Annotated in this window: 9 protein-coding genes; 7 read left to right on the forward strand and 2 right to left on the reverse strand. The window is 40.6% G+C overall.

Annotated features, from left to right (window positions below):
- Nucleotides 1–893 precede the first annotated feature (893 nt).
- The 5 genes from ACH11B_RS18635 to ACH11B_RS18655 all read left to right on the forward strand — a co-directional run bounded on the left by ACH11B_RS18635 (nucleotide 894) and on the right by ACH11B_RS18655 (nucleotide 7,801).
- Nucleotides 894–1,535, forward strand: coding sequence for a DUF6266 family protein (locus tag ACH11B_RS18635; protein WP_130857790.1), 642 nt, complete (start codon nucleotides 894–896; stop codon nucleotides 1,533–1,535).
- A gap of 17 nt (nucleotides 1,536–1,552) precedes the next feature.
- On the forward strand, nucleotides 1,553–2,458 hold the full coding sequence (gene hemF / locus ACH11B_RS18640; RefSeq protein WP_149105697.1) for an oxygen-dependent coproporphyrinogen oxidase: 906 nt from the start codon (nucleotides 1,553–1,555) through the stop codon (nucleotides 2,456–2,458).
- 177 nt (nucleotides 2,459–2,635) lie between these two features.
- A complete protein-coding gene (gene gyrA, locus ACH11B_RS18645; RefSeq protein WP_377609082.1) occupies nucleotides 2,636–5,224 on the forward strand; it encodes a DNA gyrase subunit A in 2,589 nt (862 codons plus the stop codon).
- A gap of 170 nt (nucleotides 5,225–5,394) precedes the next feature.
- A complete protein-coding gene (locus tag ACH11B_RS18650) occupies nucleotides 5,395–6,516 on the forward strand; it encodes a lipopolysaccharide assembly protein LapB (RefSeq protein WP_165447047.1) in 1,122 nt (373 codons plus the stop codon).
- 97 nt (nucleotides 6,517–6,613) lie between these two features.
- Complete coding sequence (locus ACH11B_RS18655; RefSeq protein WP_130857786.1) at nucleotides 6,614–7,801, forward strand: lipopolysaccharide assembly protein LapB; 1,188 nt, start codon at nucleotides 6,614–6,616, stop codon at nucleotides 7,799–7,801.
- A gap of 181 nt (nucleotides 7,802–7,982) precedes the next feature.
- On the opposite strand, the gene ACH11B_RS18660 is transcribed toward ACH11B_RS18655, so the two are convergent.
- Nucleotides 7,983–8,948, reverse strand: a complete 966-nt coding sequence (locus ACH11B_RS18660; RefSeq protein WP_013666623.1) for an SIS domain-containing protein — start codon at nucleotides 8,946–8,948, stop codon at nucleotides 7,983–7,985.
- 96 nt (nucleotides 8,949–9,044) lie between these two features.
- Between ACH11B_RS18660 and recQ the strand changes: the two genes are divergently transcribed.
- Together recQ and kdsA are read left to right on the forward strand one after the other, a co-directional pair.
- Entirely contained in the window at nucleotides 9,045–11,234 is a 2,190-nt protein-coding gene (gene recQ / locus ACH11B_RS18665; protein WP_130857785.1) for a DNA helicase RecQ, read from the forward strand.
- 142 nt (nucleotides 11,235–11,376) lie between these two features.
- Nucleotides 11,377–12,192, forward strand: coding sequence for a 3-deoxy-8-phosphooctulonate synthase (gene kdsA / locus ACH11B_RS18670; RefSeq protein WP_377609079.1), 816 nt, complete (start codon nucleotides 11,377–11,379; stop codon nucleotides 12,190–12,192).
- Here the strand turns inward: kdsA and ACH11B_RS18675 are convergent, their stop codons facing one another.
- Nucleotides 12,193–13,137 (reverse strand): transglutaminase family protein, encoded by a 945-nt coding sequence (locus ACH11B_RS18675; protein ID WP_130857783.1) that lies wholly within the window; start codon nucleotides 13,135–13,137, stop codon nucleotides 12,193–12,195. It lies immediately after the preceding gene.
- Nucleotide 13,138 lies beyond the last annotated feature (1 nt).

Here is a 13,138-nt window from a genome sequence, read left to right on the forward strand (position 1 = left end):
CCGGGGTTTATTCGTTACAAACTTAACTAAAATTTGGATTTGTGAATAGTTGAGTTGCTGAATCGTTGAGTAGGTTTTATTCGTGTTGAATGATGAATTTTGGGTTGTGTCTGTGAGATTGGTTAAATGGGCGAGTAGAGGAGTAGTTGAGTAGGGGAGTTATCAATTAGCCAATGTGATGACGAACCGATGTGATGATGGGCTGGCGCGACCTAATGCCCGCTGCTTATAGTGTACGGCCATATTAATAACAGTAGTTTTGCGTTGGCACTAACCAAAGCTGATATCCGAAAGCTGATTGCTGACAGCTTAAGGCTTATTGCCTATGGCTTATAGCTTGACAATTAGCCAATTTGATAACCGAACAAAGAGAGTTCAGAATACCTCCGAAATAAACAGAGAGTAAATAATAATGTCGTGGGAGCTAAAAGCTCAGGGTCTATGACTTACTGCTTATTAACAAAAAAGCCCTCAATCGGGGAGATTGAGGGACTTTTACTAACCAATTATAAACCTAAATTATGATGACACAAAGGTAAACTGATTCATAATGAATTACAAGTCGTGCCGATCGTCTTTTGTTTCTTGAATTAGTTATATCTTGATTTTCAGTCATTTGCTACATATCGGTGATAAACTTTGACTGGAAATGATAAACGTAATATCAATGTATAGTGAAATCATTCTTTAACGACTCCACAAGGGGATCTTAAGGGGTAAATTTTGAATCCATATTAACTATAACATAATAAGAAAATAATAGGGACATAATAGGGACTTTATAGGGAAAATTCCTTAAAATATACCTATGAAATAATAGCTATTTATTTTTTTATGATAAACACTGGGTAAAAACAGGTATATTCGTAGGAACAACTATAAATCAAATGATTATGGCGATTATAAAAAATGGCATAAACGGTTCTTTTTTTGGTAAAGTAGGCAGTGTTATTGGTTACGAATGGAGAGGGATACCCGTAATGCGAGGTTTGCCCAAAAAGCGTACATCGCCTCCCTCAGAAAAGGAATTAGCGAATCGTGAGCGCATGCGTATCATGCAGAAATTCCTTCAGGATAGCAAAAATTTTATTGATTTAGGTTTTCAACTTGAAGCGAAAGCAAGGAATATGTCTGCATTTAATGCCGCGATGAGTTATAATAAAAAGTACGCAATAACAGGTAGCTATCCTGATCTCAAGATCGATTATGAGAAACTTCTTGTTTCAAAGGGTCTATTAATTACCCCAACCAATCCATCCGTTGCCTACGTCGAAGGTACGCTTCATTTTAAGTGGGATGCGGTGGCTGCGCCTACTAAAGTACGTACACTTTTATTTGCCTTCACAGAAGATCGGGAATATATGAATGCCAGCTATGGTCTTGTTTATGGCGATTCAGGAGAAGACTTGTTGGAGTTTGACTTATCTGAATCAAATTATCCGAATGCGGTAAGAATTCATTCGTATATCGCATTTATAAATGTGATGAACGATGCCATATCCAATAGCGTTTATTGTGGCGTAATAGAAAGCTAAATCCTTATCTTTGCCGCATGTTTAGTAAAGAAGAAATTGTCGCTTCCTACCAACAGATTCAAGATACTATCTGTAAGGGCTTAGAGGAAGCGGATGGGAAAGCGTTTTTTGAAGAAGAACGTTGGACACGAGAGGGTGGGGGTGGCGGACGCACCCGCATCATACAGGATGGAAACGTAATCGAACGGGGAGGAGTGAATTTCTCCGCGGTGCACGGTAAGTTGCCGGAGAAAATAAAGGCTGCTTTTGATGTGCAGGAAGACGATTTTTTTGCAACGGGTGTTTCTATTGTCATTCATCCCAAAAATCCTTGGGTTCCTATTATCCATATGAATATCCGTTACTTCGAACTAAATGAGCAAACAAGGTGGTTTGGAGGGGGGATAGACCTAACACCGCATTATGTGATTTCCGAAGATGCTGCGTTTTTTCATAAACGATTAAAAGATATCTGTGATCAATTTCAAACGGATTTTTATGCTCGGTTCAAAAAATGGGCAGATGATTATTTCTTTATAAAGCACCGCAATGAAACACGTGGTATTGGCGGCATTTTCTATGATCGTTTGCAACCCGATAATAGCAAGCTAAGCTATGACCAACTCTTCGAATTTTCCAAAAGACTCGGCGAAGGTTTCGTACCTATTTATGCGGAACTGATCAAACGAAATCAAAACAAAGCCTTTACCCCAAACGAAAAAGATTGGCAGTTTATCCGGAGAAGCAGGTATGTTGAGTTTAACTTAGTGTATGATTCCGGTACCAAGTTTGGTTTGGAGACCAATGGACGGATTGAATCTATTCTTATGAGTTTACCGCCTCAGGCAAATTGGGTTTACAATTTCCAGCCAAAGACAGGTTCCGAAGAGGAGAAAACACTACGGCTTTTAAAAAAGGATATTGACTGGGTAGGAAGCCATTAGTAGCATGGCAATAGGAAAGAAAGGAATGCCACTTACCAATACAAGGCGAGACGGAATAAACGGAAAAACGGCAATCTTCGTTATTGACACCCCCGTGTCACGGTGGTCAATTCTCAAAGATTTTTATTATTTTCGCAAGCACTAAAGCGAAACTTTTTTTTAACGGACTAAACAAGTATGGCTGACGAAACAGAAAATGACGATAATTTGGTGCCGGCTAACGACCGGATCATACCTATTAGTATAGAAGAGGAAATGAAATCTGCCTACATCGATTACTCGATGTCGGTTATTGTTTCAAGAGCCCTACCAGATGTTCGGGACGGCTTGAAGCCCGTCCATAGAAGGGTTTTATATGGGATGTTGGACTTAGGGGTTACCAGTGGAAAACCTTATAAAAAATCAGCTCGTATTGTAGGGGATGTATTGGGTAAGTATCACCCACATGGCGACTCGTCTGTTTATGATACAATGGTACGGATGGCCCAGGAGTGGAGTCTCCGTTATCCACTGGTAGACGGCCAGGGAAACTTTGGATCCATTGACGGAGATAGCCCCGCAGCGATGCGTTATACGGAAGCCAAGTTAAAGCGGATTGCCGAGGAAATGCTGGCTGATATAAATAAAGATACCATTGATTACCAATTAAACTTTGACGATTCGCTTCAGGAACCAACGGTTCTGCCGACCAAAATTCCGAATCTATTGGTGAATGGTGCATCAGGTATTGCCGTTGGTATGGCAACCAATATGGCACCTCACAATCTGAGCGAGGTAATTGATGGGACAGTCGCTTACATTGACAATCGTGACATTACCGTTGCCGAGCTTATGCAGCATATTAAAGCGCCTGATTTTCCTACGGGAGGCGTTATATACGGCTATGCAGGAGTACAAGATGCCTTCGAAACGGGGAGAGGACGAGTTGTCATGCGCGCTAAGGCGGAGATAGAGGTTTCCAAGAACGATAAAGAAACCATTATCGTAACCGAAATTCCTTACCAGGTTAACAAAGCGGAAATGATTAAACGGACCGCAGATCTTGTTAACGAGAAAAAAATTGAAGGAATATCTGCTATCCGGGATGAATCGGATAGAGATGGTATGCGCATCGTGTATGATATAAAAAGAGATGCAAATGCCTCTATTGTATTAAATAATCTTTTCAAATATACTGCCTTACAGACTTCCTTTAGTGTAAACAATATAGCACTGGTGCACGGGCGACCGATGTTGTTGAATCTTAAAGATATGATTCATCATTTCGTGGAGCATCGTCATGAAGTGATTATACGGCGTACCAAATTCGAGCTGGCTGAAGCCGAGAAACGGGCACATATATTAGAGGGTTTATTGATTGCTCTTGACCATTTGGACGAAGTTATCCAATTGATACGTTCTTCCGAAACACCGGAAGATGCACGCGTTGGTTTAATGGAAAAATTCGGTTTATCTGATATCCAAGCGCGAGCAATCCTTGATATGACGCTCAGAAGGTTAACCGGACTGGAACGTGACAAAATCAAAGAGGAATATGCTGAATTGATGAAAACCATTGAGTATTTGAAATCCGTACTGGCGGATGAAGGACTGAGAATGAAAATCATCAAGGACGAATTGCTGGAAGTCAAAGAGAAATTTGGTGACGAACGTCGTTCGCAGATTGTACACTCCGCAGAAGATATGCGGATGGAAGATTTTATCGATGATGAGGAAATCGTGATCACCATATCACATGAGGGGTACGTGAAGCGTACACCATTAACGGAATACCGCTTGCAGGCGAGGGGAGGAAAGGGCTCTTTGGGGTCTACAACGAAGGAAGAGGATTTTACGGAGCATATCATTACTGCTTCTGCCCATAACTACATGCTCTTTTTTACTGAGGCAGGTCGTTGTTTCTGGTTGCGGGCATTCGAAATCCCGGAAGGTACCCGTACGTCTAGAGGAAGAGCGATACAGAATATCATCAATATCCCGAAAGAAGAGAAAATTAAAGCCTATATCAAGGTGAAAAATTTGAAAGATCAGGATTATCTGGAGAATAATTTCATCATTATGTGTACAAAAGGCGGCACTATTAAAAAGACATCATTAGAAGCGTACTCGCGGCCAAGAGCAAATGGTATTAACGCTATCAATATTAATGAGGGTGATCAACTTTTGGAGGCATGTTTGACAAACGGTAACAGTGAAATCGTAATGGCGTTAAAATCAGGCCGAGCTATTCGCTTTAATGAGTCGACGGTGCGTCCAATGGGAAGAACAGCTACGGGCGTGCGTGGCGTAACGCTTGCGGGGCTGGATGATGAAGTTGTTGGCATGATTAGTGTTAATACAAATGATGCGACGATATTGGTTGTTTCTGAAAAGGGTTACGGAAAGCGGACGGATATTGACGATTATCGCGTAACAAATAGAGGCGGTAAGGGGGTTAAGACCCTTAATGTAACTGAAAAGACAGGGCTGCTGGTGGCGATCAAGGATGTGACCGATAATGACGACTTAATGATTATTAATCGGTCTGGAATTGTAATTCGTATTGCAGTTAGTCAGCTTCGCGTGATGGGAAGAGCTACGCAAGGTGTTCGCTTGATTAATTTGAAAGAGAATGATCAGATTGCATCCATTACAAAAGTTGACCACGATGAAGTAGAAGGTCTTGATGTCACAGAAACTAGTGTAGGGAATGATGCGTCGACAGAAAACGAGGGAGAAGTCGATAATTCTACAAGCGATAAAGGCCAAGACGAGACAAACGAATAGGCCTGTTTAGCGAGGTTTCAGGTAATATGGAATAACATATTGCCTGAAATTGAAGTGTTTAGTGACGGATAAGTGAGAAAGGATAACCAAGGCAAATGTAAACCTTAAATTTGAGTAGCGGCAAACATCCTGATTGACAAGCGATGCGAGCCTTAAAAAAGAACATATTAATGAAAAGTGATCTATATAAACATATCATCACTAGTACTGTGCTACTTGTTCTCTTCTGTACGCAACTGAGCTGGGCTCAGTCTAACCTTAAAGAGGGGAACAATAATTTTGCCCGGTATACGAAATCGGGCGATATTAAGGATTTGTTAGAGGCCAGAAAGTTTGCTGATCTTGCTTATAAAGAACGTAGAGATTCTGCTTCTTATAATAACACCTTGCTAAGGGGCCTTGTTTACAGCAGCTTGGCGGTAGCTGATTCAAACCGAACACAGAAGTATGTGAAAGACCCCATTGAAGAAGCCGAGTTCATGCTAAGCAGGTTGAATGATGAACAGCTGAATTACGAAAATGAGGCACAGATCAATTATTTGAAAAAACGGTTGGCGGCGGCTTATTTGATCCGAGCCAACCGTGCGCTGACGAATAATAATTACGAAGAGGCTTATGATCTTTTTGAAAAGGTCAATGCCTATAACAGTACGCCGAATACAAGACATAATTTGGCTTTATTAAGTGAGCGTTTGGATCGGCCGGATGACGCTGTTAAGTTATACAGTGATTTTATTGAGAATAAGTCATCTGCTAAACCTAGCTATATTCTGACTTTGGCTAAAATACATCTAAATAAAGGCGATAATAATGCCGCACAAAATGTATTACTGAAAGGACGGGAATATTTTCCTACCAATAAGGATATTCTTTTTGCTTTATTGAATCTTTATGCCGGTAACGGTGCTTATGATGCCATTGTAGTATTAGCCGATGAGGCGATTGCTATGGAGCCCGAAAGCGTTAATCTGAACTATCTGATCGGGTATGCTTATGAAATTACGGGCGACCGCGAGAAGGCCGAAAGTTATTATAAGCGGACTTTAGAGCTTGACCCCGATGATTATAATAGCAATTATGAGCTCGGTTTGCTGTATTTAAGAGATTTTGTAAAAGACCCCTCCGATTTGGAAAAGCAGTATGAAGCGCAACAATATTTATTAAAAGCAAACGAAATAGACCCGAATGCTGTTAATGCTTTAAAGTCTTTAGCTGTGCTATTTGATAAATCAGGAAACAGTGTTCAGCTCGAACGGGTGAACAGTCAGTTGAATCAAATGAATATGAACTAAAGCTTATTGCCTAATGAAGCGCCTAAAATAAGCTGACCTGGGAAGAGGCTTTGAAGCTTAACAAATAATAATCACTAAGAACACAAATTATAGAAAAATGAAAATTAAATCAATTTTATTAGCTACACTTTTATTGGGCTCAACCGTTGCCTTTGCGCAGAAAGGAGAGCTTAATAAAGCAAAAAGTAAATACAGTTCATTTGCTACCCTTACCGGTGGTGCTGTGGAGAATGTGCCGGAATTGGCAATGAAAGAACTGGGTGAAGCTAAGGAAGCTATTGATAAAGCCGCCACGCATGAAAAGACGAAGGATTTGCCGGAAACATGGACTTACTTGGCTTTGATCAACTCAGAGTATGCCATGATCAATCAAAAGTCAGGAAAGGCGGCAGAAGGGGAGGCCTCTTATAAGGCAGCGGGTGATGCTTTCTTAAAAGCAAAGAGTTTAAACGAAGGAAGTGATGATAAGGAATTGAAGGGAAATATGGACAGAGCTGGAAGCTTATTGGCCAATTACGAAATAGGTAACGGTGTAAAAGCATTTGAAACAAATGATTTTGCTTCTGCTTACACAGCCTTTAACAATGGATTGAAATATATGCCGGGGGATTCTATTTTAACTTTATATGCCGGTATTGCTGCTCAAAATAATCAACAATACGATGATGCGATCAGTAAATTTAAGACGTTAATTCCAAAAAGCTCGGATGCTTACCTCAATTTATCAGATGCATACCTAAAGAAAGGCGATACAGCATCGGCGGTTAAATACATCGATGAGGCAGCTACGAAGTTTCCGGATAGTGCAAAGATTATCAATCAGAAAATTGTGTTGAATATCACTACCGGCAATAGCGAGAAAGTAATTAAGGATATTGAATCTCAAATGGCTGCGGATCCGTCCAATGGGGAGCTTCCTTTCTTCTTAGGTTATGCATACGAATCCACAAAACAGCCTGATAAAGCATTGGAAGCGTATAAGAAAGGTATTGAAGCGAAACCGGATGACGCGCGTAACTATGGTGCAGCGGCAGCTATTATTTTAAATAAGGCACGTGATATATACAACGCAGCCAGCAGCATTCCAACAAATAAAGAGGCGGAATACAAAGCCAAATTACAAGAAGCCTATACTTTAGCTGATACAGCGGTACCTTATTTGGAAAAGGCTACTACGCTAGATCCAAAAACGAAAGGTTATTGGGAAAATATGCGTTTTTATTACCAGTTAAAAGGTGATGAGGCTAAAACGAAGGAAATTACGGATAAATTAAATGCGCTTTAAGAAGCTGCATTAATCACAAAAAAAGCTGTTCCCCATCAGGAACAGCTTTTTTTGTGATTAAAGTATCAAGTATCAGGACACCTGCCTACCGGCGGGCAGGTAAGTATCAGGTATCAGGACTTCCTATCTTATGTTTTACGTCCGATGTCTAACATCGCGTAATTCATCACTCATCTACAAACTAAATAATCCCCTCATTCAAAAGATCATGTAAATGGACAATACCATCATATTGATTATTGCGGACTACCAGTAATTGGGTGATATGATTGTTTCGCATCATATTGAGTGCATGAACGGCCAGCTCATCGTATTGAATCACCTTGGGGTTATTGCCCATGATATCTTCGGCCTTTAATTTCCCGATATCCTGATTCGACTCGAGCATTCTACGGATATCGCCATCGGTGATAATCCCACTTATTTTTTTATCGTTCACGACGGCAACAGCACCTAATCGATTTTTGGTTATTTCCACCAGGACAGCTTTAATAGGCGTATCACTTTTCACCTCGGGCTTTGCATTCTGGCGCGCTAAATCGGTTACTTTGAGATATAAGCGTTTCCCTAGCGCACCCCCCGGATGATACTTAGCAAAGTCGTCATTTGTGAAAGATCGACATTCCAGAAGACAAATAGCGAGCGCATCGCCCATAGCCAGCTGGGCCGTTGTGCTGGTAGTTGGTGCCAGGTTCAAGGGACAAGCCTCTCTGGACACGGTCGTGTCCAGTATAAAATCGGCTTGTTCAGCCAAATATGATTTTGTATTTCCAACCATTGCGATTATCTTTGCGTTGGAATTTTTAAGCAGTGGTACAAGCACTTTAATTTCCGGAGTATTTCCGCTCTTAGAGATGGCTATTACAATATCTTCTTGTTGTAGCATCCCTAAATCTCCGTGAATGGCGTCTGCCGCATGCATGAAAATTGCCGGTGTTCCTGTAGAGTTCATGGTGGCAACAATTTTCTGTGCGATGATAGCACTTTTACCTATTCCTGTAATAATTACGCGGCCCTTTATATCGAGTATGGCATGTACAGTGTTGATAAAATCTTCGTTGATATTTTTTGTCAGTTTACTGATCGCTTCGGCTTCTAATGTAAGTGCGGAAATGGCAATATTTTCAATGTCGGATTTGGTTTTCACGGATATTTTTTATTAATTTTAGTAAGAATTAAGGCAAATTTATGTTATTTTAAACATTAATAGACATAAGCCTTTCTTTAATTTTTCGGAAGGACAATGGAGATAGAAAAAACATTATTTGACAATTTGCAGAATTTTTTTGGTTTTGATACTTTCAAGGGAGATCAAGAGGCGATAATAACCAATATTCTGCAAAAGAAGGACACGTTTGTAATAATGCCAACCGGTGGCGGAAAATCAATATGTTATCAGTTACCGGCGTTAATGAGTGAGGGAACCGCTGTTGTTATATCCCCATTGATTGCACTGATGAAGAATCAAGTAGATCAATTAAGGGCATTTGGAGGTGCAGATAGCATTGCTCATTTTCTAAATTCATCGCTCAATAAAAGTGAAATTACAAGGGTTAAACAGGATGTACTGGATGGGAAGACAAAACTTCTATACGTAGCACCTGAATCCCTCGCAAAAACAGACAATATTGAATTCCTGAAATTAATTACCGTTTCGTTTGTTGCTGTCGACGAGGCACACTGTATTTCGGAGTGGGGACATGATTTCAGACCTGAGTATCGCAAGATAAGGCAGGTAATCAACGGGATAGGGGAGAATATCCCGATTATTGCTTTGACGGCTACAGCCACCCCAAAGGTACAATCTGATATACGGAAAAATTTGCAAATGAATGATGCGACCTTATTCAAGTCCTCATTCAATCGGCCTAATTTATATTACGAGGTACGACCTAAGAAAAATGTCGTTAAGGAAATTGTAAAATTTATAAAAAATAACCCTTCCAAATCCGGTATCATCTATTGTTTAAGTCGCAAAAAGGTGGAAGAGATCGCCGAAGTGCTTAATATTAATGGTATTTCCGCTCTTCCTTATCACGCGGGTTTGGATGCAAAGACAAGAGCTGAGACACAAGATAAATTCCTGATGGAGGATGTCGAAGTTATTGTAGCAACCATTGCTTTTGGTATGGGAATTGACAAGCCGGATGTCCGTTATGTTATTCACCATGATATTCCAAAAAGCATGGAAGGTTATTACCAAGAGACAGGCCGTGCCGGACGCGACGGAGGGGAAGGCGTTTGTATTGCCTTTTATTCGGAAAAGGATATCGAAAAATTAACTAAATTCATGAAGGATAAACCGGTTTCTGAAAGGGAAATCGGTACCCAAATATTGAAGGAGGTGATCGATTACTCCGAATCCTCTGTGTGTAGGAGAAAGCAGATATTACATTACTTTGGCGAGAACTTCAATGAGGCCGGCTGCAATAACATGTGCGATAATTGTAATAGCCATCGTACGCAATTTGATGCTGAAGAATCGTTGCATAAGACTTTATCCTTTATCAAAGAACAGGGAGAAAAATTTGATGACTTTCATATTACGAATGTGATGATCGGTCAAAATAACCAGCCTGTGTCTTCTTACAAACATGATATTCATCCTTTTTTTGGTACCGGAAAAGAGCAAGGGGTGATCTATTGGAAGTCTTTGCTTAGGCAGGCGGTATTGAATAACTATTTATACAAGGATATTGACAATTATGGATTGCTAAAGTTAACCAAAACGGGGGCAGACTATATTGAAAACCCCTATAGTGTTAAGTTTTACTTGAATAATCCAATGGAGAAAGCAGACGAAGAAGGGGATGAGACACCGGCACAGAGTGGAGGTGCTTTGGATACACAGCTCTTGCAGATGCTTAAGGACCTGCGAAAGAAAATTGCAAAAAGTAAGGGACTTCCTCCATTCGTTATTTTTCAAGATCCATCGCTGGAAGAAATGTGTACGCATTATCCGATAACTTTAGACGAATTGAAACAGATCCATGGAGTAGGGGCGGGAAAGGCTGCTAAATTCGGGAGTCAGTTTGTTTCGCTAATCAAAAGCTATGTTGAGGAGAATGATATTGATCGTCCGGTAGACCTGGTTATTAAAGGAACGGCTAATAAGTCGGCTTTAAAGGTTTCAATTATTCAAAATATTGATAGAAAGATCGGTTTGGATGATATTGCTTCTGCTAAAGGGCTGTCATACGAAGATGTATTAAAGGAGGTGGAATCCATTGTTAATTCGGGTACCAAATTGAATTTAAACTACTTTATCGATGAAATGATTGATCTTGACCGTCAAGATGAGGTTTTCGACTATTTCCGTACAGCTGAAGTCGACTCTATTGACGTGGCACTAAAGGATTTGGGAACCGAAGACTATACTTTTGAGGAAATACAACTCATGCGAATTAAATTTATGTCTGAGTTGGGGAATTAGCCGATAGTTAAAAGTCGAGTGGTTGAATAGTAGATTGATATAGTTAGCGAGTAAGGATTAGCCTCGTGCGAGCTTACAGCTTATAGCCTACAGCTAGCTTGCGTCTTGTGCAACTGACAACTTAAAACTTAAAACGAAAGAAATGACAATAAACACAATAGCTGGGATCAAGCATACGGATTCCGGCAATTTTTTTCTAATGGCAGGCCCATGCGCCATCGAAGGAGAAGACATGGCTTTGTCGATAGCAGACAAAATTGTAGGCATTACTGACAAACTGAAAATTCCTTATATTTTCAAAGGTTCCTATAGAAAGGCAAACCGTTCCAAATCTGATTCTTTCACAGGAATAGGTGATGAAAAGGCATTAAAAATCCTAAAAAAGGTACGGGATACGTTTGGCGTTCCGGTTGTTACTGATATTCATGAAACACATGAGGCCGCGATGGCCGCCGAGTATGTGGATGTCTTGCAAATTCCTGCTTTTCTATGTAGACAAACGGAATTGTTAGTCGCTGCCGGAAAAACGGGTAAAGCGGTTAATATTAAAAAAGGACAGTTTTTATCAGCTGATTCCATGCGGTTTGCGGTTGACAAGGTTATCGAAACCGGTAATCAACAAGTAATATTAACTGATAGAGGGAATACCTTTGGCTATCAGGATTTGATTGTAGATTTCAGAGGAATCCCTACAATGCGATCGTTTAACGTTCCCGTAGTGATGGATTGTACGCATTCATTGCAACAGCCGAATCAAGCATCCGGCGTAACGGGAGGAAAGCCGGAACTGATTGGCACCATAGCCAAAGCGGCCGTAGCGGTAGGCGCCGATGGCTTGTTTATTGAAACGCATCCCGATCCTGCTAACGCTAAGTCGGATGGAGCTAATATGCTGCACCTGAATTATCTGGAAGATTTGTTAATACAACTGACCCGAATCAGGGAGGCGATTCGGTAGCTATTGTTGTTGCTGGTTTCCCATCAAGTTGGTATCTTCATAGCCGGCTATAAACAGGGGATCGCGTCTTTTTACTGCGTTCGTTTGCTCGAATAGCTTTCCGTCTTCATAGTGAATGGATACACGAACGGAAAGCGATTGATGGCAATTACCACGGAAAGTACCTTTAACCGGTGAGCAATCTTTGAAGTTTCTTCCTATTGCTAATTTAACGTGATAATTGGTTACCCATGTGTTATTGGTTGGGTCAATACCGGCCCATCCAAACTGTGGTATATAAGCTTCAACCCAAGCATGGGTTGCACCTTCACCGCGCATCCCGGTTTTGTTTGGACAGATGTAACCACTTACATATCGGGAAGGGATCTTTAAAGTTCTTAAGATTTGAAGCATTACGTGCGCAAAATCTTGACAAACGCCTGCTTTGTGCTGTAATATTTCGTCTACAGTCGTCTCAATGTCCGTAATACCCTGAACATATTTGAAATGTTTAAAAATGTAACTGCTGCATCGTTCGATGGTTTCAGCAACACTTAAACCTTCGTTTGTCAATTTAATTACAATCCCGTCGATAAGGTGTTGATTCCGTATTTTTTCCGGTTTTGTCAGTTCAATTAAATTCAAATTGTTAGTTGTTTCATGATGGAGTTGTTCAAAACCGCTATGAAAATTTACCTGAATTAGATTCGATGAAGTGGTGCGAACTGTTAACTGATTTTCGATAATAAGCTCCTGATGCGGATGTAGGATTGAAAAAGTAGCGACTTTATTTTTCCAATAATCTGTATAAATATGAAGGATCGGGGAGAAGCTGATGTTGAGTTCCTGATTCAACAGCTCTTGCTCTTTGCAGATGAAAGGAAAGATCCGTATCTCATTAATGCTCTCAATAACCGGATTTTCGTAGGTGTACCTGGTGATATGGGAAATGGTGTATATTGCCATG

This window comes from Olivibacter sp. EAT-5, assembly GCF_044784325.1.
Lineage (GTDB): Bacteria > Bacteroidota > Bacteroidia > Sphingobacteriales > Sphingobacteriaceae > Olivibacter > Olivibacter oleidegradans.